The 22,697-nt window shown below is 42.9% G+C and carries 21 protein-coding genes; 5 read left to right on the forward strand and 16 right to left on the reverse strand.

The window, feature by feature from the left end:
• Positions 1-13: 13 nt before the first annotated feature.
• The 8 genes from tssA to tagH are packed head-to-tail and all read right to left on the reverse strand — an operon-like array spanning position 14 to position 10,452.
• A complete protein-coding gene (gene tssA, locus ACWPOD_RS04090) occupies positions 14-1,132 on the reverse strand; it encodes a type VI secretion system protein TssA (RefSeq protein WP_456231581.1) in 1,119 nt (372 codons plus the stop codon).
• A complete protein-coding gene (locus ACWPOD_RS04095) occupies positions 1,125-1,919 on the reverse strand; it encodes a PP2C family protein-serine/threonine phosphatase (protein ID WP_005398381.1) in 795 nt (264 codons plus the stop codon). Before ACWPOD_RS04095 ends, tssA begins: the two co-directional genes overlap by 8 nt.
• Before the next feature lie 9 nt (positions 1,920-1,928).
• Complete coding sequence (gene tagF / locus ACWPOD_RS04100; protein ID WP_167427560.1) at positions 1,929-2,624, reverse strand: type VI secretion system-associated protein TagF; 696 nt, start codon at positions 2,622-2,624, stop codon at positions 1,929-1,931.
• The gene (gene tssM, locus ACWPOD_RS04105) at positions 2,606-6,124 is read right to left on the reverse strand and encodes a type VI secretion system membrane subunit TssM (protein WP_167427561.1); all 3,519 of its coding nucleotides are present in this window, start codon (positions 6,122-6,124) and stop codon (positions 2,606-2,608) included. The genes tagF and tssM overlap by 19 nt, the downstream gene beginning before the upstream one ends.
• A gap of 16 nt (positions 6,125-6,140) precedes the next feature.
• Complete coding sequence (gene tssL, locus ACWPOD_RS04110) at positions 6,141-7,433, reverse strand: type VI secretion system protein TssL, long form (protein ID WP_046875354.1); 1,293 nt, start codon at positions 7,431-7,433, stop codon at positions 6,141-6,143.
• An 11-nt stretch (positions 7,434-7,444) separates the two neighbouring features.
• The gene (tssK, locus tag ACWPOD_RS04115; RefSeq protein WP_104972680.1) at positions 7,445-8,770 is read right to left on the reverse strand and encodes a type VI secretion system baseplate subunit TssK; all 1,326 of its coding nucleotides are present in this window, start codon (positions 8,768-8,770) and stop codon (positions 7,445-7,447) included.
• A gap of 21 nt (positions 8,771-8,791) precedes the next feature.
• On the reverse strand, positions 8,792-9,247 hold the full coding sequence (gene tssJ, locus ACWPOD_RS04120) for a type VI secretion system lipoprotein TssJ (RefSeq protein ID WP_005395676.1): 456 nt from the start codon (positions 9,245-9,247) through the stop codon (positions 8,792-8,794).
• Between the two features lie 11 nt (positions 9,248-9,258).
• Positions 9,259-10,452, reverse strand: a complete 1,194-nt coding sequence (gene tagH, locus ACWPOD_RS04125; RefSeq protein ID WP_005395675.1) for a type VI secretion system-associated FHA domain protein TagH — start codon at positions 10,450-10,452, stop codon at positions 9,259-9,261.
• A gap of 312 nt (positions 10,453-10,764) precedes the next feature.
• On the opposite strand from tagH, the gene ACWPOD_RS04130 reads away from it, so the two are divergent.
• From ACWPOD_RS04130 to ACWPOD_RS04140, 3 genes are all read left to right on the forward strand, one after another.
• Complete coding sequence (locus ACWPOD_RS04130) at positions 10,765-12,915, forward strand: serine/threonine-protein kinase (protein ID WP_167427562.1); 2,151 nt, start codon at positions 10,765-10,767, stop codon at positions 12,913-12,915.
• 429 nt (positions 12,916-13,344) lie between these two features.
• Entirely contained in the window at positions 13,345-13,680 is a 336-nt protein-coding gene (locus tag ACWPOD_RS04135; RefSeq protein ID WP_005395669.1) for an Hpt domain-containing protein, read from the forward strand.
• Positions 13,681-13,714: 34 nt separating this feature from the next.
• Positions 13,715-13,906 carry a hypothetical protein gene (locus ACWPOD_RS04140; protein ID WP_054868056.1) on the forward strand — a complete coding sequence of 64 codons (192 nt, stop codon included), beginning with the start codon at positions 13,715-13,717 and terminating at the stop codon, positions 13,904-13,906.
• Positions 13,907-13,938: 32 nt separating this feature from the next.
• Here ACWPOD_RS04140 and ACWPOD_RS04145 read toward each other — a convergent pair whose 3' ends face one another.
• The 4 genes from ACWPOD_RS04145 to ACWPOD_RS04160 all read right to left on the reverse strand — a co-directional run bounded on the left by ACWPOD_RS04145 (position 13,939) and on the right by ACWPOD_RS04160 (position 16,771).
• Positions 13,939-14,436 carry an ATP-binding protein gene (locus ACWPOD_RS04145; RefSeq protein WP_053808346.1) on the reverse strand — a complete coding sequence of 166 codons (498 nt, stop codon included), beginning with the start codon at positions 14,434-14,436 and terminating at the stop codon, positions 13,939-13,941.
• 23 nt (positions 14,437-14,459) lie between these two features.
• Positions 14,460-15,653: a PP2C family protein-serine/threonine phosphatase gene (locus ACWPOD_RS04150; RefSeq protein ID WP_167427563.1), complete on the reverse strand. Its 1,194-nt coding sequence runs from the start codon at positions 15,651-15,653 to the stop codon at positions 14,460-14,462.
• A gap of 29 nt (positions 15,654-15,682) precedes the next feature.
• Complete coding sequence (locus ACWPOD_RS04155) at positions 15,683-15,943, reverse strand: hypothetical protein (RefSeq protein ID WP_005395662.1); 261 nt, start codon at positions 15,941-15,943, stop codon at positions 15,683-15,685.
• Between the two features lie 213 nt (positions 15,944-16,156).
• Positions 16,157-16,771, reverse strand: coding sequence for a glutathione S-transferase (locus ACWPOD_RS04160; RefSeq protein ID WP_047009249.1), 615 nt, complete (start codon positions 16,769-16,771; stop codon positions 16,157-16,159).
• Between the two features lie 144 nt (positions 16,772-16,915).
• Between ACWPOD_RS04160 and ACWPOD_RS04165 the strand changes: the two genes are divergently transcribed.
• Positions 16,916-17,491: a TetR/AcrR family transcriptional regulator gene (locus ACWPOD_RS04165; RefSeq protein ID WP_005395660.1), complete on the forward strand. Its 576-nt coding sequence runs from the start codon at positions 16,916-16,918 to the stop codon at positions 17,489-17,491.
• A 1-nt stretch (position 17,492) separates the two neighbouring features.
• Positions 17,493-17,897 (forward strand): PPC domain-containing DNA-binding protein, encoded by a 405-nt coding sequence (locus ACWPOD_RS04170; protein ID WP_054868037.1) that lies wholly within the window; start codon positions 17,493-17,495, stop codon positions 17,895-17,897.
• 98 nt (positions 17,898-17,995) lie between these two features.
• Here ACWPOD_RS04170 and nirD read toward each other — a convergent pair whose 3' ends face one another.
• The 4 genes from nirD to ACWPOD_RS04190 are packed head-to-tail and all read right to left on the reverse strand — an operon-like array spanning position 17,996 to position 22,675.
• Complete coding sequence (gene nirD / locus ACWPOD_RS04175) at positions 17,996-18,331, reverse strand: nitrite reductase small subunit NirD (protein ID WP_167427564.1); 336 nt, start codon at positions 18,329-18,331, stop codon at positions 17,996-17,998.
• Positions 18,332-20,851 carry a nitrite reductase large subunit NirB gene (gene nirB, locus ACWPOD_RS04180; RefSeq protein WP_167427565.1) on the reverse strand — a complete coding sequence of 840 codons (2,520 nt, stop codon included), beginning with the start codon at positions 20,849-20,851 and terminating at the stop codon, positions 18,332-18,334.
• 10 nt (positions 20,852-20,861) lie between these two features.
• Positions 20,862-21,698, reverse strand: a complete 837-nt coding sequence (locus ACWPOD_RS04185; protein ID WP_167427566.1) for an ABC transporter ATP-binding protein — start codon at positions 21,696-21,698, stop codon at positions 20,862-20,864.
• An 11-nt stretch (positions 21,699-21,709) separates the two neighbouring features.
• Positions 21,710-22,675, reverse strand: coding sequence for an ABC transporter permease (locus ACWPOD_RS04190; RefSeq protein ID WP_012842517.1), 966 nt, complete (start codon positions 22,673-22,675; stop codon positions 21,710-21,712).
• Between the last annotated feature and the right edge of the window lie 22 nt (positions 22,676-22,697).

The following is a 22,697-nucleotide window of genomic DNA, read 5'->3' on the forward strand; positions in this document are numbered from 1 at the left end:
CATTCTCCCTTTATTAATTTTCATTTTGTTCTGCTATGCCAACCAAACGGAAGTAGCTTTTCTTTGCATCTCCGTCGGAGATAAGTTCCGCCAGTAACTCCGGCAGAGGCATTCCACACCAACGAATGATCTGTTCGATGGAGTAAGAAACTGGTGAGTGAGGCTCACTCTCTCTGAAGAAATCAGCCACTTGCTGCAATTGTCTAATCGCCTGCTCTCGTGATTTCATGTTTGTCGCTAATAGTGCATCAGAACTTTGTGAACTCACTTGTTGTTCCGAAGAAGAAGATTCATCCACCTCCTCCAGTTCTTCAAACACAGCTTGTGGTTGATTAAAACGCTCTCCAAGGAGATGCTTTAATGCCGAGTGTATTGATTCAAGCCTTTTTGATATATAAGAGCTAGGAGTAACATCACCTACCGCTTCATCTAATCGCTGACTGAATTCATTAAATGACTCTGTGGCGAACTCCAGATCAGCGACTAGCTCACGATAAAAGGCATCAGAGGTAGATTTAACTGTAGTTGTAATATCAGATAGCTCTGTAGCGCCAAGATCGACTCGATTTCGGCGCTTATCTTCATCTAAACGCTCCAACTCAATAGCTTGCTGATATTCCCAGTAGGCATACGCTTGCTCAACGCCTACGTCAGTAAGCGGGATACAAGCAATAGGGAAAATAAGTGTTCCTTCGCTATCGATACCATTGAGGCCAGTAATCGCCGATATTCTTGTTTCAATGCCATCCTCATCAGGCATTGGATAGAGAGCATCCCAAAACTTCTCGATGAACTCGGTTGCGAGTTTGTACCCAACGCCCATACCACGAAAACCATGCAATCGAGTTAGGGCTTCTATAAGCCAAGCAACAAATTCCAAATCTTTAGACTGATTCGTAAGTATCTCTGGTACTTCCTCAATAAATACACGCCATAAGTTACTGTGGGTATAAATGCTTTCTTCTTCTATAAGCGCATTGCGCTCTGCATTTCGCGCAGCCATACGCTGATCTTTTAATCGGTAATAAGCGGACTGTGGCGAGACATCTTCTCTAGGATCAACACCTGTGGGATTCTCTTGAGATATAGGAGCCAACGCTTGTTCATACCAATCGAACATCTCACTATTCATAAGACCTCCCTCTAAGAAAAACGGGGATCGTCGCGTCTTCTCTCGTTACTGCTTCAAATTCTGTCTGCGCTTGGCGAACTTTGACTAACGCACAAGTAACGTTATCACTTGCACCTCTCACTAACGCCGAATGCATGAGCGCTAATCCTGCTTGATTTACTGAGTCCGCATACAATGTCCGGTGAATTTCATCACTCGTTAATTCTTTAGAAAGCCCATCACTACACAGAAGAAATTGATCTCCGTCAGCCAACTGCCCCGAAACTTGATCAATAGTGATACTCTCATCTACCCCAACAGCTCTGGTAATAACATTTGCGAGAGGATGTGACTCAGCATCTTCAAATGCCAATAACCCTTGATCGACTAAATCCATAACTTGACTATGATCGCGTGTTTTTTGAGAAAAATGACCATTTCTAAGCTGGTAAATTCGGCTATCACCGACCCAAAGACAGTGGTAATACCCGTCCTGGATAAACAACAAAACGAGAGTTGTTCCCATCGTTTTACCGTCTAAGTGATTTTGTGCGTATTGATAAATTTCTAAATTCGCGGCTTGAACCACACTCCGGATATCATCGATATTGGTATTTGGGACATCCTGCATATGGCGCGCGATTCTATCCACTAGCATCTGGCTTGCTATGTCGCCAGCACTATGCCCACCCATTCCATCGGCTACAACCCAAATATGCTGCTCTGTCATATCTAAAAGAGCATCCTCGTTATAAGGGCGTACTTTTCCTGCGTGCGATTTAGCAAAGGTAAAATAGTTCCAATTCATTCTTCTATCCTACCAATTCCACTTTTTCCAACCGCCATCAAGCATGGCAGAAAATTGACCAATAGAAGGGAAACCGCTGGTCATAAACATACATGGTTCAACTAGAGTAGAGCCTTCAGTCCACCAAAAGCATGGCTTACTCAATTTTTCTTTAATGAGGTAATTCAAAAGTGCTCTTTGATCTGCTCCACCTTGATCATGAAAAATCGTAGATATTTGGCTTTGATAAAGAAACTTAAGAGGCCGCACTTCACTTTTTACATTCGCCACTAAATCGTTTTTTTCTTGCATGCTCTTATGCCAAACATCAAATACAAAGTCGTCCTCAAGTACTGCTAGGGCAAGAGATGCACTGTCCTCGGTCCAAGCTTTGTCCTCCCAATATTGCGCAGCTTCACCTTTTACGGCACGAGCTATAGTAAAGAAAAAGTATCTACCGCATGCATCTACACTAGGAATCATGCTACCAATGTATGTCGAGTCTTCTAAGTAACTAACATCCAGAGCAAAGTGCCACACAGGCGCGGTTAAAAAGTGCTCATTCCAACTTTCACCCAATTGTTCTCTGCTGACTGCAATAACAGCCTGCAGCCAGTCATGCCAGCGCTCTGAAAAGTCTTGTGATAAGCCATCTTTCACAAAGTCGCCTTTTGCAGGCATTTTACCGATATAACCCCAGGCTGATGTTACAAGGTTCGTGGACATCTGAACCTCTCCATTTCATTTGACCAAAACGGATTAATAGCACTAGACGGAATAAGCTCTAGTTGCACCTTATTTCCCTTTAAATCAATCATAACTATGTTGTCTTTACGTGATTCTGGTCTTGCTTTAAGTGATTGATCTAGCAGTTTGAATATGCCCCACTCACCTTCATAAGTATGGGCAATCTCACGTTTAGATTCAGGTGGTGTGAACACTATTCGAGTCTGGTCTTGACCCGCAGGCCAGGTCAAGGATTTAGCTCGTGCTGGTCCATGCTTATAAACCAAATCTTGCTTACCTAACTCTAGAACAAACCGAGTAATGTGCTGATCCAGATACACTGGTTTCATACCGAACTCTACGCGCAATGAATTATCAGATTCAAAGAAAGACTGCCTGATACGCTTCGCTCTTTGAAAGACCATCAGCGTTTCTGGACGAACTCCAATTTCCTTTTCTAATCGCCAACGACTGTTCGACGTATCGACAAACGGTTCAAGATACTCTTGGAAGAATGAGTCAAGCGTACCTCCATAACCAAAGAAACGTTTGAAGTCCTTCAGCCTTACTTCTCTGCTCGCATTTGGCTCGAATGGGTATCTGCCCGCAATCGTCCGCTGATAAGGGCGCACCACTTGCGTAACCCAAAGCTGATTTAGATGATCTTTCGACCCTCTCTCCGCAAACTTAACTGACTCTTGAGAAAGTTCACCTAGCCATTGATTAAATGGCCTAGGCAAAAGTTCTTTAGCGCGAGCAAAGGAAGCAGCCACATCTTGTGTAACGGTCCCATCTAAAATACTTTTGTAAGCAATTTTCTGATTATTACCTGAGCTTGATAAATCGCTTAAGTACGAGCGCAAGTTAACCATAGCTTGTTGAATATCATCAAAGTCTTGTTCGCCGAGACGTAAGATCTCCGAAAAATGAGATTCGACTTCTTTACCTGGCAGTGCAACATTGAAACCATTTTCTTCAGGCAAGTACATGTCTAGTCTATCTGCCGTATTCGAAAATTTAACTTTGGCAACCTTACCAGCAACTTCAGAAGCGGCCTTCTGATTTTCTGACAATGATACTTTCGACAAACCAACTTCTTTTTGGATTGCCCTCAACAACGATTCGATTGGTCTTTCAACTCCAGATAGAACTCTAGCTTGTTCTGTTGCAAGCTCTAGGCTCGGAGCCTGCTTAAGTTGAATATCTTCGATCAGAGTTTTCCATTCATTCACATAATCTTGATAGTATCGAGATTGGACTCCTTGAATAGCGCTATCTTGATCAATTTCATGAGCCTTAAGATCGTCACCGTAAACCCAGTTCTCTTCCATTAGGCTTTTTACTGTACGGTTGATCTGAATCTGAAAAATGCTATGAAAGCCATTGTACGTATAAAAGCCCGAAATGCCTTGTGATAACGGCTTTCCACTCGCTCGTTCAAACTGCTCAAGCCCTTTAGGCCCCAAAACATCAGTCAAACGAAATGAAGGAACATGACTCTTCGAAAATTGTATCTTCATTCGCTGATAAGCACGTTCTGGTAGAGACATTTGTGTCAAAACCTCGCGAGCATTAGTCACGGCAGCAGTATTATAAGAAAAGCCTTGTCCATTATTCTCTAATAAATTTTGAGTGTGCTGTAACAGACCTTTTCTTAAGTCTAGATTTAGTTCACCCGGATATTGACGTTCAAAATAGAAGTTAAACCAAGCCAACACTTCATCTTGTTGGTATTTGTCTGGATTAAATAACATCAAATAAGTTTTCAACGTTTCATACAAATACTCTCGATGCTGTTGATTACTTTCCATTTCCGTCACCAAGCTATCAAGAAGCAAGGGAGCGTAATATTGGGTCAACGCATCAGAATATGCATTGTTCGCCGCCTGTGAGACTTTATCTCCTTGATAGAGACCAAACCTTTTTACGGAATCAGCATCGCCGTAGTTGCTTTGCTTTCCTAGAGGAAGCGTCATCAATCGGTCTAATGTCTCTACGGCTGAGATAATATCCGCCTCAAAATCTAGGCTCTCAGCACCAATCATTGCTTCAATATGGCCGGCTTGCTCATTGGTATCGACAATCAACTGAGAATTCCACTTGTAGCTCATAAGCCAAAGTGCAGACGCACCTAGCAGTAGAGAAGCACAGCCAATGTACACACCTCGGCGCATCCACCCTGACTGCTTTTGATAGTGACGATTAACCGTTCCTAACAGTTGTTCCTTGAAAATAACCTTATCAAACAAGTTCTTCACGAAATAACTATGAGATCCTGTTGGGCTTTTTGCTAGAGCGAGGCGATTTAGTCCAAGTCCATTGGTCGATTCATTCATTAACTTATCGACTGGTAAGCCTTCTTGGACCGAGCTCAACATAAACACACCACGAATCAAGGCTGGCTCTTCAAAACTATTTTGTGCAAATATTTCCGCTAAAAATTCATCAAGGTTAGCTTGTAATACCCTTAGCTGTTTAGGAAATTCAAAAATAAGTGCTCGCTTCTCTAAATCATCTTCAGTTTCAAGGATTCTCAGCATTCGCGCATCAAGGCGCTCCAGCATGCCATGAAATTCTTTATTGAATAAAGAAATAACCCCTCTTTCATCAGCCACTTCACGCGGAAACATGAAACCGAACAATTCCTCACGATCTTCCTTGCTTAGATCAGAGAAGAACTCATTGAAACCCGCAACTAAATCCATTTTGGTCAGTAGTACGTAAATAGGAAATTGCATCCCTAACTGATTCTTCAGTTCTTGAAGGCGCGACTTGATAGCTCGAGCATGAAGGCTTCGCTCGGTTCTTGTCTGCGACATCACACTGGCTAAACTAATTGTGACAATTGCACCATTAATTGGCCTTTGCGTTCTATATTTTTTCAACAGCCCCAAGAAGCCGTGCCATGCTTTAGAGTCGACTTTTTCTTGACTGTCTTGTGTCGTGTATCGACCGGCCGTATCAATCAGAACTGCTTTATTTGCAAACCACCAATCACAATGACGAGTTCCACCGACACCAGCAATAGAGTCAGAACCAAGGCTATCCGCTAACGGAAACTCCAGCCCTGACTGCTTTAACACTGTTGTCTTCCCTGTCCCTGGAGGGCCGATCAACACATACCAAGGCAAGTCATATAAGCTTCGCTTTCCTTTATGTGTTTTCGTTACTACTTTGACAGCTTGCTCAATACGCTCGCGCATTAAGTCAATTTCACTCGCCGCTTCTTTATCTGACTGACTATCAACCTCAAGTAACGTTTGAATACTTTCGTCTTCTTTAACTTTTTGCTTGTGCTGCTTAGTCACGTTGAATAAAGCCCACACAAACACCAGCACCAAAATCGTGACGAGTCGTTGGAAGTCGCTCTTTAGTGGCTCATATCCCGCTATCGTGATAAGTGGACCAACAACCCAAATAAAAATTGAACAAGCAGCGACACCGATAAGACCGAGAAACCACCTTTGAGTAAATATTCTGCCAATTTCTTTAATACGCATCTCTATCTACCTGTTATTAATTCGCGACAAGGAGGTCGATTTCAATTCGACGGTTAATAGCTCGGTTTTCGTCACTATTGTTTTCAACCAATGGTCTTGCATCACCCAGCCCTTCTGGTATGACTCGACCTTCTAGTGCGCTATTCGAGATAAGTTGTTCAGACATAGCAGTAGCTCGAGCTAATGATAGATGCCAGTTCGAAGGATATTTACTCGTGAAAATTGGCCTATCATCGGTATGACCTGTCACAATGATCTTGCCTTGGGTAGACTCCAACGTTCTAGCGAGTTTAGAAATTACGGGTTGGATATACGCGACAACATCAGCACTACCTGATTCAAATAGATCTTGCGACTTTAACGAAATTCTTACCCTGTCTTGCAACGGCTCGACGTTGATTAGCCCCTTCCCGATCTCAGTTGCCAGATACATAGAGATCCTTTCTGCAATTGGCGCTGATTTTGATTCTGACGTTGTATCTTGGTTAAGCTGTTGCGGTTGAACCAAATTGACTAATTGAGAAAAGGTGCGGTTGGAAGCCTTGTTTAGCTCATAGCTAAAATACATAAATATACAAACCAATAATGCAGCCGTTACGGAGCACACAACCCAGAGAGGAGCTCTGTCGGAAGCCTTAGAGCCATTCAAAATGTGTTGTTCGATACTATTGCTTAGCTCTTGAGGTATCCCTCTTCCGTAAGACTTAAGAATAGCGATAATCTGCCTTCTCAGTTTTCGGTGAGACTCCAGTCCGTTTTTTTCCAAACGATATTGGCCGAGAAACCCAAGCGATAAGCACACGTACATCAATTCAAGCAAATCTAAATTTGTATCTGGTTGCGCCATGCACTTATCAAGGTACTTAAAGAACGCCTCCCCACCTTGGCTGCTGGCATAGAAAGAACTAAGCAATGAGTCATGGCTCCAAAATGAATGCCCCCCCCAATTAGTATTGAGCACCGCTTCATCTAACGAGCAACACAAACAGTAACGAGCCGTATCAATAGTGTCCAAATCAACGTCGTGGTGGCGTAGTCGGTTCTCATAATCTCTAAGTTTTTGTGCCAACGTCTCTTTTAGAAACAACGGGTCAGAATGAGTTGCTGTCGCTCGAATTTGACCAATAATAGATAAAAGACCATTTGCTTCTGCCAATAAAGGGTTGTTCCCATAAGCAACCACTGAATCGTTATTCACCAATTCAGGACTTTTTGAGATAACTACCGTATTATCTGCTGACTTTTCTGATTGTGGTTTCGGTGCGGGCGCTCTTCCACCCGGTGTTGGTTTTACGATCGTTTGTTCCATACTGAGCACACCTATTGACTAATACTCCACAGCTCAAGGTCAGCATTCGGAAAATGCCCCGATAAATGCAGCGCAATACCACCACTGTCTTTCAGCCTCATCCAAAACGGGCCTTTCTTGACTACTTCGAAGTAGACATAACCCGTTTGGTAAGGGATCTGCCTCGGTACTACACTCAATGGCGCTACGTTTATGCCATTAATCTGATTGTTGATCAGATCACGAATCTGCTCCGCTGGTCCAAACTTGAGCTGCGCCGGGACTAAACGTCTGATTTCATCTGTTGTCGTATCAGCTTTGACCGCAAGCACAAACTGGCATGATTCAAGTAAACGCTTATCTGGAAGTGGCGTCACTTGAATTCCATATTGTCGTGGCTCCAAAGGAAGTTTGCTTGCTGTTTGATCAAGGACAACGCTCAGATATTGACTCAGAACTTGATTCAATTCGCTATAAACACTTGATACATCTAAGTGATCGTATGTAAGTAAGCTTGGCATCCTCTTGGTTTTGTCAGAAAACGTAGCTAATTCACCAATATAACCTTTCAGGGTCGTAGCTAATTCCAATGGATGTAGCCTGTCTAGGTCACTAAAGTGCTTTAACATCGCCTCATACCTGTTCAACATTTGTAGCATGATGAAATCAACAGCAGATGCAGAGGCGGCTTTGCCCTTAATCAATCGCTGCGCAATAACGTCGGCACGCATCTTTGTCATCGCAATAACGTTACGCAAGTAAGCCGACATAACTTTGTCGCTAAGTAAATTGATAAGCGGTGGAACATACGAATCGTCTAGTATTACTTCGCCTTCTGCCGTTACCTCTTTTATTTTCAAAATCGGTAACTCAACATAACCCGCTAATTTGTCATTGCTGGCTTTCAGTTCCAGGTTTAGGGCTGCGACTTGAATCGTTTCTTCATCCTGCCCAGTGAGATTATCTATAACGTCAACGTCTTTAAGTACATAACGAGAAACGATCGCCTCACTTACATCAGAAACATTTTTACCTTTGATATTTGAAAGGGGAAGAGTGATTTTTACTAACGTATTTTCTACGTCTTTATCAATAAATAAAGGCACAACCGAATCGCTGGCTGTTAAGGTATTAACCAGAGTCATATCTGGCAAAACTGCCTCAAAGTGATCTAATTCAATCAGACCATCTTTTAATGCATGTTCTTTTACTCGACATTTCCAAACCCCCCAATTATAAGCCCCACCAAACTGATGTAAGCCTTTGAATTCTTGAGAGGTTGCGCGTTCATGTTGTTGAAAGTGCTGGGGACGTAAAAACATCCCTTCGCACCAAGCCGTCTTGGAGTATTGCGTCATTTATAATTAGCCAACTAAACGTTATTTTACGACCAAAGACAGATCTTCTAACAGAATTTGATAGGTGTTGTAACCGGTCTTATCCACTTCAATGACTTGTCGCCAATTTGAATTTTCAATATCTCGAAACGCTGCGACAATGCCTAAGTATTCAGTCTTTGGAGACATACTTGCCTGATATGTTTCTTTCTGACCTGGAGTTAATGATATTTCATATTTATTCACTAAATCAGGGCCTAATACTTTTTCACTTTCTTCATAAATTGAAAAAAAATCCTGACTTTCAAAAAGGGTATTTGATGTTAATTCAAAAACATACACGACTACAGGGGATGGCCTACCATTGGAGTCAGGGTTAATATTGTGATTTGCTGTTATTTCTAAATCTGAATATGGGTCAACAACTAAATTGGCTGCTGAGCATCCAAATAAAACCATTGAAATTAATAACAAAATGTACTGATAAACTCTTTTCATCACCCTATTTCCTAGCTTTTATTTTTTAATGCTAACTCATAGTGTTTAGCGAAATCTTCTAAATAAAATGGAGATTCTTTATTGATAATGTCATCGGATAGCTTTTCATGAATATCCTCAAACCGCTTCCAACTTTGAGCATATTTCCTTGCTGGAATAACCTTATTAATAACCGTGTCTTTAGCTAAAGCTTCTGAGTATATCGACGTAGGTTCAACAAGCGACATAACACTTGAAACCGTACCCTCAACACCTTTCATTAACGCTTGTTCATGACTTTCTATATCACTAAACGCTTCTTTAATGGCTGCACTTGGCTTTAGGAAACTTGCAGTTTGACGGTTATATAAGTTATGAATTGCATCCTCTAAATTCGCAGAGAACTTCAGAGGATTATTTTCTGACTTCCGAAACGCAGTATGACTAAGTCGATTTGTTTGTTTAAATACCGCTCGATTGTGCAGCGTTTCCATTAAACCAACTAACATCAAAGAAAATGATTCCCCCAGTTGTTCAAACCATTGCTCTCTGTTATCGCTGGGAATCATCGTTGGATCAATACCCGCTCCTTTAATGAACGCCGCAAGCTCGCTCCCTTTACTATCAAATTTGGGAGTTGGTTGACGTTCTAGCTGTCGTGGGGTTTCCGGTACAGGTGTAGGATCTACACTCTGTTTTTCTGGTTTGGGGATATCAATAAAATCATCGACTAAGCCAATATCTAATTGAAAGTCAGAAGGAACACTCTCATTCAAAAGCTCACTGGCACTAAGGCCGAGGTCTACAAACTCTGCTTCAGATGAACTCGAGAATGCTTCAGGTTCTGAACTGGAACGAAAGTTACTTTCCTGATTATTGAATGCCTCAGTGCTCGTTTGAATACTTACTGAAATTTGGTAATCCCCTAAACTAACCGTATCGTCGTCGCTTAGTGCAATCTCATTTCCTTGGCCCACAGGTGTCACAGCGTTATTAACAAACGTGCCATTAGTTGATAAGTCTTTTATCAAGTATTTATCACCAAACTTGATGAGCTCTCCGTGAGTTCCAGATACTACTCTTTCAGGGTCTGGCAGTGTCCAATCACATTGTTCAGACCGACCAAATGTAACCTTGGCATGCTCATCACTTGATTCAAACACAAACTCACTCTCTATCTCTGGAGTAAATTTGTGAAAACTTGTTATGGTTAAAACCAACTTCATGTAAACCTCGCCAAAGACCTGCTAAATATTATTTTTAATTTTATTATTAGTCACTTTCTTATTAACAGTAAGATTAATAAAAATCTTAAATCTGCCATTGAAAATCATGCACGGAATAATGAATCATTTTTTTATCAAAGCAATCACGTATTGTTCAACAATTTTAATTATCCAACCAAGTTCAAATTTTTGACACTTAGACTTTCATCAATAAAAAAACGAATGTTAGTTTGGCCGCGAAATTCTAACATAATGACTTTTCATTGAGCAGAAAGGTATATATTCCCCCATCATTTATACGGAGTTCTTGTGATGGAAGACAGCAATAAAAACAATTCTATAAATAATAATGATAGCGGAGACAAAACTAAAATTGTAAAGACTCAAAAACGAGACAATGCAATTCAATCAAATAAAGTTGCTAGCAATGAAGGCTCCGTTCAAAATAAAAATGAAACAAATACAAAACTGTCTCAAAAAGAAAACACTCCGTTAGTTAATAAGAAAGTAAACAATAAAAATAACACATCAAATAATGACAAAGATGTTATTAAAGAAAATTTAATAGGCAAAACTGTCAAAAATCGATATGAAATCGAGTCGGTTCTTGGCCATGGCGGACTTTGTGATGTTTATTTGGCAAAAGATAAGATATTAGAATCTTCAGGTTCAGAAGCCCCTTACGTAGCATTAAAGATTTTACAAAAAGAGTTTGCATCTCAACCAGAGACTGCACGCATGTTGATACGTGAAGCTCAGCAAACACAAAGATTAAGCCACCCTAATATTATTAGGGTTTTTGATTTTGGTGTCGATGGCGAAATATATTTCTTAGTGATGGAATATATTAACGGGGAAACATTAGAGAATTTAATACAACGATCTAGGCCACATGGGCTGAAGTTTAACGCAACTTTATCGATTCTAAATCAGGTACTTGACGCGCTGTCTTACGCCCATTCACTTGGTGTCGTGCATGCCGATTTAAAGCCCGCTAACGTCATTTTAACGTCTGAAGGTAATGTTAAATTACTCGACTTTGGTGTATCTAAAACTCATCAATTAAAGCAAGATCAATACGCAGCTAAACGTAAATCCGAAAATGTGGAGACTCTTGGCTATACTCCAAACTACGCATCGCTCAACTTGTTGTCGGGTAAAGAACCAAACTTAAGCGACGATATGTTTGCGCTATTTTGTATTGCTTACGAGTTATTGAGTTGCAAGCATCCTTATTCAAGAACTCCTGTTAATGAAGCTCTCAAAAAGAAAATGAAGGTCTCGAAACCTGCTAATATGCCAGCATCTAAGTGGCCTATCTTTGCACGCGTGTTTTCAACTGGCATCATCCCCAAAGACCTTACCCCAGATCAGTTAAAACAAAAGTTGAACATGCGATATTGGCCTATCGTTAGCGGTGTAGCTGCAAGCGTACTATTGGTTACCGGAATCGTATTTGGCTATCAACAACAACAAGAAACCATCTCTGATTTAGAAATAGCGATTAACAAGCAAAATGATCAGATTAATGGGCAGGAATGGTTGCTTGATACACCGCCAGAAAAAAGCTTGTCACTGATTAATAGTGAGAAAAACTTACACCCGGTGATTAAAGCTGGCTTACTACGACAGCACAAGAGCTACCTTCTAAGTGAGTTTGAATCTGAGATTGATCAGGTTCTGAATTCTGATGCTAACAACTATCCAAATTATGATGAAATCGAGTCTGTACTAAACAAAGCAAAAGCCTACTACCCTGACTCACATAAAATTGAAGTTCTGGCGTTAGATATTCAATCAAGCAAGCACTCCACATTGCTTTCGATAGCCAGACAAATCAATAGCCAACTGGAAAAGTCTCGATACAGTAAAGAAGAAGACAGTAAGTCCATCTATGAACTGAAAGATGAGTTAAATCAAATTCATCAGGATTACCCATTTACACCAAGCTCATTATCTAGCGATGTTTTTGGTAAACACCTAACTGAAGCACTCAAAAATAAAGATGCTGCAGCACTTGTTGCGCTAATTAAGGTTGGGAATACTTTCTTCTCAAACGTTGAAGAGCATCAAAACAACTTAAAAATAAGCAACGCGATGAAAGATGCAGTCCTCGAGATGAAACTGTATGAGACCGCGCTAGACTCTAACGATCCTCTACCATTTCCGGACGAGGCTGCTCGAATTTTGTTCCAAGAGGAATTTGAAAACTTCTATTACCGCCTAGAAAAGGCAAGAACAACAACTCACCTCGATAACTTAGTGAAAGATGTTGATCAGTTTTCGAAGAACTTTCCTATCGGTTTTCAAGATATTAACGATTTGAGATTCAAAACTGCAGATAAATACCTGCGCTTCTCCGACATACTGCTCAATAAGAGAAGGACCACAAGCGCAAGGCGCGCAATGAAGAAAGCGAACGAGTTAATGAGGCAGGTAGAACAGGACTCCAAGCAAAGCTAATTGTACAAAAGGGGCGCAAGGCCCCTTTTTTGCGTCAAGCTACTTGCCATTATGCAACTAGGTTGCTAGCTTGTATTTGTACTCGATTAGGAGAGTTGACCTTGACTGAAGGAATAGTCAAAGTTGGCGAGCGCTTGGCTTACTTGTTTGATGATTGCTTTAAACTAGGTAGACAAGACTGTTCCCAACCCAGCATTTTATTTGGAACCCACTATCACGTAACTTGTGTTGCCACGACACGAGTGCAAAATGCTTTGCACAAAAGATTAGATCATAGACACTTGTATATAAGGCAAAGTGTACCGAACAATAACTTTGTTTTTATGAGTCTAGCTCAAGTGATAAGCACACTGTTCAGCGCTCAACTCCCCCCACTTCAACATTCCTATCCGATACATTTTTCTACCTCGCGGTTAGTCAGAGGTAAACATGATTAATTTTGATGTTCTCAATAAATACATGGAGAACGACGTAGATCTTATCGTCACCGTTTTTTCCACATACTTAGAAGACCACGCCAATGACATACAGCGTATCAATGAGTTGTACGCAAACAAATGTTGGCCGGAACTCTACTTATTGGCTCACAGTCTAAAGGGCATTCTAGAGAGCTTTGGTGAAGAAACCGCTGTCATTGTTTTCACAAAAATAGAAGCAGAAACAAGAAACGATAACGAGCCAGATAGCTCAGATATAGCTATAGTTACTAAAGAGCTAGCTGCCATTAATCAACAAATCTTTGCTTACTTGAAGAATATGCAATAAAACAAATTAAGGCTTAACTGGGGGAAATATGGCAATGAACAATAGCAATTTCAAGGAGCTGATTGAGTCTCTCAAAGACTTAACGCCAACTCAAAAGAGGTACTTGCTTAGTCGTACAAAGATGGCGTTAGATGATGAGAGCAATATGCTAAACATCAGTGATATCCTGACACCAGAAGAGTTGGAAGCATTATTGTCGCCTTCACCAACCACAAATACAAAATAACAATAATATACAACGTAACCGTCAGATTAACGCTAGGGACCAGGTGGGGTGAATAGATCTTGCTTGGTTGTTAGTTTTTCTCCGTTCTTCTTCACTAAAACAAACGTGTTTTTTCCAATCTCTTTTTCTAACTTGAACTGGTCAGATAATTGAGCGACTAACATCAGTCCACGACCTGAAGCAGACCAACTATCATCATCCATTAAGTTAGGAGCCTCAATCTGTTTATTTTTATGTTGGTTGAATGTCATTTCATTGATTGACGCTCCGTAGTCAGAAACCCTAAGTTCAATGAAATCTGACATTTGGTCACATCTAATCCTACACTCCACGTCTATCGGCTTGCCTTCAATTTCACTGTAAGAATGGATGTAAGCATTGTTCATAAGCTCAACAACACAAAGCTCCAACGACTGAGCCGTACTTAACGATACTTGATTATCCATTAAAAACTTAGCAACCTCTTTGCTCGCACTTCGAGAGCGAGTAAGGGATCCGCCGTAAGTTCGTTTAAACTCGCTCTGGAACATTCTTTTCCTTTATCCCTAGGCTATCAGCCACGCCACCTTACTTGTAAAAGACTCGCATCATCATCAAACTCATCTTTGTTCTGCCAAGATTGTACTTGTTCAAAGACACATCTAGCCTGCACTTCTGCTTCTAATTGCGAAGTACAAACAGCTTTTATACTTGATGCCAACCTTTGTACTGAATACATCGCCTCGCCTCTCCTCGCTTCTACCAAACCATCCGAATAAAGCCATACTACATCCCCCTCACTCAGAATAATTTGATTATCAACGTACTCCATCGGCTGCAAAGCGCCAATCATAAAGTTGTCTTCACCCGCCAGCTCTGTAGTTTCGGTGCTCGCTCGCCAAACAAGGAATTTAGGATGACCAGCAGTACAATAGCGAAGTTGTCCTGATTCTGTATTAAGAATGGCATAAACCATAGTGAAATAAAGCTGACTGTTTCTAGTTTGCTGATACCGTCGGTTTAGCCGATCAATAACGGCTGCTGGTTCACTGATACAGTAGTCGCCATCTCTTAGCTCCATGGTTATCGAATCAGGTCCCAGATTTTGAGATAACGTCTGTTGGATAGAAAAAGCCATCAAAGCAGACGAAACACCATGACCTGAAACATCGAAAACATAAAATGCGACATGTTGTTCATCAAGCTCAAAATACCCCAACATGTCACCACCAATCTGGGAGCACGGTTTGTAGGCGTAACTAAATTGCATGTTCTGGATCGACGACTCCGCTGGGAGTAGTTGCTCCATCAGGTGACTAGCAGACTGTAAATCTTGATGGATCATTCGATAGGCTGCATCTAACTCTTTATTTCTCTCAACGAGTTTGTTATGCAGTTCTAAAGTACGAAACCCCGCGCGGATTCTGGCCTGAAGTTCCTCTACAGACGTCTTCTTATCCACAAAGTCATCTGCGCCAGCATCGATGCCTTTCACGATCGAGCTTTGGTCATTTCTAGAGGACAATAAAACAAAGAAAATGTAACGTTCGCTAACTTGTGATTTTAATTGCCGACACAGCTCAATACCATTAATGCCAGGCATCATTAAGTCACTAAGTACAAACTGAATATCTTTGCGATAAGTCAGCACTTCAAGTGCGGATTGTCCGTCTTCAACAGCAATAACTTCATATCCCTGCTTTTCTAATGCACTGCTGATATAAAGTAGTACTGTTTTACTGTCATCGACCAAAAGAATGGATTTCATTCGCCTCCTTAAAACGGTAGTCGGGCACGCTAACGTAGAACACTAGTCACTGATTGCTCATTTCTAAAACGACTATAATCTTCAGCTAATAACTGGTGTTGATATCGAGTGTAAGACAGCGCCTCATTGGAGATTAATATCTGATGCTCTTTCTCTATTAACTGACTTTGCAGTTTTTCAATCTGTTCATTCTGCTGTGTGTTATTGAGGTACAGCGCGACGAGACCAAAGACCGAAACCATTAAAAGAGCAATAAGAACATTATTGATAGTTTTAACTTGAATACGCATGACCTTTCCTTGTCTATTAATAGACTTCCCACTATGAAAAGAACGTCTACAGACTAAGAGCGCTAGGCTCTAAAACGCATTGAAGCCCATTGAGGTTGTTTTTCCAATTATAGGCGATAGGAGACAAAATAAGAAAAAAGCTGAAGAATTTGAATATCCTTGTGAATTCGAAAGGCAATAGCAGCGAGCAATGATCTACTCGCTGCTGGTACATCAACTTAGAAATGCAGGCCGAGCTGAAACTTGCTCATACCAACGCGCAATGTTTGGTGCAGTAGTAAACACATCGATTTCTAGGCCTTTAATTGCAAAACCAATCAAAATAAAGCCTGTAATATCGACGATAGTAAAATGGTCAGCGGCAATGAACTCGCTTTCACCAAGTCGCTTATCTAACAACGGTAAAAACTCTTGCACGCGTTGCTTGGACTCTTCGCCCCACTCTTTAACACAACGCTCTCTATCTTCATAGATAGCTGTGATGTTTCTAAATGCTTGAAACGCAGCATACAGACCTTGAAACTCCACCACGCGATGCCACATTTCCACTTGCGCGCGCTCAAGTTGGTTTGCCCCAAACAGAGCTAAATTATTTTCAAACGCTTCATCCAGATAACGACAAATTGCGACGCTCTCACAAATCGTCGTGCCATCTTCAAGCTCAAGCAATGGCACTTTTCCATTGACGCTTTTTTGCTTGAAATCTTCCGCTAGATTTTCGCCGTCACGCACATTTAAAGCGATGCGTTCAACATCGCCACCAATTTCCTTTAAAAAAATGCTAACTCGCTTACAACTTGGAGTTATCGCGGTTTCGTAGAGCTTCATTTTATATCCTTTTTCTTTTTCTAACCGATTGGTTAGGATATACTGTAGCCAGTTTATAAACGATCAGTCAAGAACTTCATTTCCCAAAAGTTGATCAATAAGTTTAGGAGTGGTTTGAGAAAAACCGCTCAGGTAGGTACGCATATGGCAAGAAAAGCCAACTTCGATCGAGAAGAAAAACTATTAGTCGCTATGGACGTTTTTTGGCGCAAAGGTTTCGCTAATACATCCATTTCTGATCTCACCGACGAGTTGAACATCAACCGCTTCAGTCTTTACAACACCTACGGTGACAAGCAACAGCTCTACTACGAAGCGCTCGATACTTACTTGAAAAAGGTCTCGCTACCGTCACTGAATGATTTGGAAAAAGACGACGCGTCTTTACCCGAGTTGGAATCGTTCCTTAAATCTTTTGCTGAGCTGCAACGCAAACGCAACTGTGGGTGTTTTATTCAAAATGCGTTGATTGAGCACGCTGGCGAAGACGATGACGTACTGCGCAAAGGGCATTTCTTATTTGACCATCTTATCGACATCATTGCGGATGCGCTGACTAATGCGCAGAAAGAAACCTTAGTGCCCAAAACGCTTAAGCCAGAAGAGCTCGCTCGTTTTGTTCTCAACAACATGCAAGGTATGCGCGTACTTGGCAAAGCCAAACGTTATGCAGACTTGGATACGGCGCTTTCCTGCTTGCTGGTTTTAATTAGGAAGTAATATGTCGATTGAAGTGATAGCAGTTCGTCTTACCAAAGGCATGGACTTAAAGCTGAGCCTAGCGAAATTGGTCGAGAAGCACGGTATCAAAGCAGGCTCGATTGCCTCATGCGTTGGCTGTGTCTCTGACCTCAATCTTCGTTTGGCAGGTGCAGAGTGTACGTTAACCAAACAAGAGCCATTTGAAATCGTCTCTGTGATGGGAACACTGACGCCTGAACATCAGCACGTTCATATCTCGGTGTCTGATCGTGATGGACGAGTCTGGGGCGGGCATTTAATGGAAGGCACGGTTATAGACACCACCGCAGAATTGATCATCCATTCTTATCCAGAACTTGAGTTTACCAGAGCGATGGACGACTCGACTGGCTATACCGAGCTACAAGTGAATTCTTGCAAATAGTCAAAAGCTCCAGAGCCACACTGTGCTGTCTCTGGAGCCTTATTCGCTTGTCTCTTACGCCAATAATTTATTCATATCGAGCAAGCTAATTTCGAGGATCATTCTTCGACTAAATAACAAACCTGATTATCGTCGACCGTTACTTGCCACGTTTTTAGACAGTGCGCATCGTCTTCCAAACACTGCCCACTCTTTAAGCTGAAGTGCTGTTTATATAGTGGTGATGCAACACACATCTCACCATCAATATCGCCGACAATCCCTCGACTCATCACGTAAGCCTTGCCTATTGGGTCCCAATCTTGAACGGCGTAAACACCGCTATCAGGAATGCAGAATAACGCGACATGCTCGCCTTCGATTAACACAGTGGCACCAATGAACGGCATTAAGTCATCAAGCTGACACAGTTTCACTTTGGTTACAGCTGCCATTTACACCTCCTGTTTCACTGGAATACGCTGACCGCGCACACGCTGGTACGGTAAGACTTTGCTGCCCGACGTACTGTTCAAGAAAGGACGGAAGCGTTGCAGTTTCTGAGGATTACCCAGAGTGCTCTTCCACTCACATTGATAGGTATCTACGACTCGTGCCATTTGTTCATCCAAAGAATCACATAGGTTCAGAGAGTCATCCAGAATAACTTGTTTAAGGTAATTTAAGCCCCCTTCCATGTTCTCCATCCACACTGACGTACGCTGCAAGCGATCAGCGGTGCTGACGTAGAACATCAATACTCGGTCGATCATGGTGATCAACTCAGATTTGGATAAGTCAGATGCAAACAAATCAGCGTGTCTCGGTCTCATGCCGCCATTACCGCAAACGTATAGATTCCAGCCGTTTTCAGTGGCGATCACCCCAATGTCTTTACTTTGCGCTTCTGCACACTCGCGAGTACAGCCCGATACGGCAAACTTAAGCTTATGGGGCGCTCGCAATCCTTTGTAGCGGTTCTCTAACTCAATGGCTAATCCGACCGAGTCATCAACACCATAACGACACCAAGTAGAACCCACGCACGATTTCACGGTGCGCACCGATTTGCCGTAGGCGTGCCCTGTTTCAAAACCAGCATCAATTAAGGTTTGCCAGATTTCAGGAAGCTGTTCTAACTGCGCACCAAATAAATCCACGCGCTGACCGCCAGTGATCTTGGTGTACAGATCGTACTGCTGAGCGACTTCACCTAGTACGATAAGTTTGTCTGGTGTGATTTCGCCGCCCGGAACACGAGGTACAATAGAGTAAGAACCATCTTTTTGCAGGTTCGCCATAAAGGCATCGTTAGAATCTTGCAGAGATTGATGCTGTGGCTCCATGATGTGTTCATTCCACAAAGAAGCAAATACAGATGCTGCTGTCGGCTTACAGATATCACACCCATGCCCTTTACCATGCAGTGCAATTAAGGTGTCGAAGTCTTTGATTTGTTCCACTTGGCAAATATGGAACATCTCTTGGCGACTTAACTCAAAGTGCTCACAAAGGTGGTTGTTAACCTCTACCCCCATGGCTGCCAATTGAGTATCCAATACCGACTTCACCATATTGCTACACCCACCACAGCCAGTACCGGCTTTGGTGTTTGCTTTAAGGTCCGTCAGGTTGGTGGTGCCAGCTTGTATCTCGGCAACTAAGTCACCTTTTGTGACGTTGTGACAAGAACAGATAATGGCGCTGTCTGGCATCTCTCCATCAAGCATTCCGGTATCAAACAGCAGGTTCGCCGCGTGGTCTGGCAGGACCGTTTTGTTCAAATAACACTGTAGGAGCGCATCGTAGTCGCTGTTGTCACCGACGAGAATCGCACCAAGTAATTGGGTACCACTCGCATCAACTACCAGCTTTTTGTAGATGCCTGCGACCGCATCTTGCAAGACCATTTCTTGTGCGCCTTCGGTTTGCATTTGTGCATCGCCGATAGACGCCACATCCACCCCAAGCAGCTTGAGTTTGGTACTCATGTCTGCACCTTTAAAACCTTCGCTTGGCATCCCAGTCAAGACATCGGCAGTGGTTCTCGCCATGGTGTAACCGGGTGCGACTAAACCAAAGATCTTCTGCTCCCAAAGAGCACATTCGCCAATCGCGTAAATATTCTCATCGCTGGTTTGGCATTGGTTGTTGATCACAATGCCGCCTCGCTCGCCTACTTCTAGCTCTGCCAGTCTTGCCAACTCATCTTGAGGGCGAATCCCTGCGGAAAAGACAATCACATCCACTTCGAGAGGATCTTTGTCTTTAAACACCATACGATGCTTAGCCGTTTCACCACCGCAGATTCGCTCCGTCCCCGTTGAGGTATGCACGGTTAGCCCTAGCGCTTCAATCTTCTCTTTTAGCACCAAGCCAGCACCATCATCTAACTGCACGGGCATCAGGCGGGGAGCAAATTCAATAACGTGAGTTTCTAGCCCCAATAGTTTGAGTGCATTTGCCGCCTCTAAACCCAATAAGCCACCGCCAATTACTGCGCCTGTTTTTGCGCCTTCACATGCTTTTTTGATTTGTGAAAGATCATCAAGCGTACGGTAGACAAACACGTTGTCGCGATCTTTACCTTCAATTGGCGGCACAAATGGGTAGGAACCGGTCGCGAGCACAAGTTGGTCGTAACCCAGCACATCTTCACCATCAAGCAGAATACGCTTTTGCTCTCTGTCGATGCCTGTTACTTGGCTGCCAAGTACGAGTTGGATGCCATGCATGTCGTACCATTCTTGGTTACTCAGCATCAAATCATCATGGGACTTACCCGCAAATAAAGAAGAGAGTTGTACACGGTCATACGCGATAAAACGCTCCGCACCAATAACGGTAATTCGGTGCTCCAAATGCGCGTTTTTCTGCACTAATTGCTCGACGAGGTGTTGCCCGACCATACCGTTGCCTACCACAACGATGTGGCTCAATGCGTTCTTTACTGGAATCGTTAAAGGACTGTTCATCGCTGCCTCCTTATGCCGTTTGCGCTGCGGTTTTGGGCTTGTCTTCTTTCGAAGCAGGAATCTCGACTTTGGATTGCTTCTCGTAAAGGAACTTCAGCACCGCTTGTCGACACTTCTGATACTGCACATCATCCGCCAGTGCCACACGCTCACGAGGGCGCGGTAGATTCACTTCTAACACTTCTCCAATGGTTGCTGCCGGTCCGTTAGTCATCATCACGATTTTGTCGGATAGCAACACCGCTTCATCCACGTCATGGGTAATCATGATGACGGTGTTGTTTAGCTCGGCTTGGATCTTCATCAATGCATCCTGTAAGTGCGCACGTGTTAACGCATCCAACGCGCCAAATGGTTCATCCATCAGCAAAACCTTTGGTTGAAGTGCCAGTGCTCTGGCGATGCCGACTCGCTGTTTCATACCACCCGATATTTCATCCGGCTTTTTGTGCGCGGCATGCTGCATTTGAATCAACTCCAAGTAGTTATTCACTTGTTCCTGAATCCACGCTTTGCCCTTTTTGCCGGCAATTTGTTTTACTGCGAGCTCAACGTTTTGATACACGGTGAGCCAAGGCAATAATGAATGGTTTTGGAACACCACTGCGCGGTCTGGTCCCGGTCCAGCTACTTCTCGTCCATCGACGATCACGCCACCGTCTGTTGGCATGTGTAGCCCTGCGACTAAGTTCAATACCGTTGATTTACCGCAACCAGAGTGACCAATCAGCGATACAAACTCACCTTTATTGATTTGTAAATCGACGTTCTTAAGCGCGATGAACTCGCTATCTGGCGTTGGGAATCGCATCCCTAAACGCGTTAGATCTAATAATGCTTTTTCCATGATCGTTTCCCTTATCTCAACGCTTGTTGTTTATTCCAAGACAGCCACTTTTGAAGTTGCAGCATGCCTCTATCGAGCATCAAACCGATAAAACCAATGGTGATGACTGCCACCATGATGCGCCCCAATGATGCTGAACTGCCGTTCTGGAACTCATCCCAAACGAACTTGCCTAACCCTGGGTTCTGCGCGAGCATCTCTGCCGCAATCAATACCATCCAAGCGATACCTAAAGAGAGACGTAAACCTGTGAAGATCATTGGAATGGCAGAAGGTAAAACGATGGTGCGTATGTGCTGCCACCACGAAAGTTGGAGCACTTTGCTCACGTTGATTAAGTCTTTATCAACGCTTGTTACACCCACAGCAGTGTTAATCAGCGTCGGCCATAAGCTACACAGCGCCACTGTGATCAGAGAGTTAATGAACGACTTAGCAAACATCGGGTCATCACTCACATAAGTGGCACTCACCACCATGGTAACGATGGGTAGCCAAGCTAAAGGTGATACGGGCTTGAGCAGTTGAATGATTGGGTTAAAGGCTTGATACAGCCCTTGATTAAGACCAAGCACGATGCCAAGTGGAATCGCGATAACCGTCGCCAGCAAAAAGCCCGCTGTCACAGTCACTAAGCTCGTCACAATTTGGTCGAAGAACGTAGGCTTACCTGTGTAAGGACGAATCTTCACTTCGGCGTCCGGATTCTTGGCTAACTTCGCAGCATTGCGCTTTTCCTGACGCTCGATAAACGCTTGTTCCTTTTCTCGCTCTTGCCAATGGTCATCGACAAGGTTGCTGAACTGCTGAAAAGTTTGCACAGGTCCCGGTAGCGTACCTAATGAGGTTTGCACTTCTCTCGCTGCTAAGTGCCACATTGCCAAAAAGATCAGCAAGCCAATGACGGGCAAAAGCACCAACCGACTTCGGTTCACTACCTGCTTAGCAGGAAATAGGGAAATGACATTACTAGACATACTCACTCCTAAGAAATTTACA

It is taken from the genome of Vibrio sp. JZG120 (assembly GCF_053890955.1).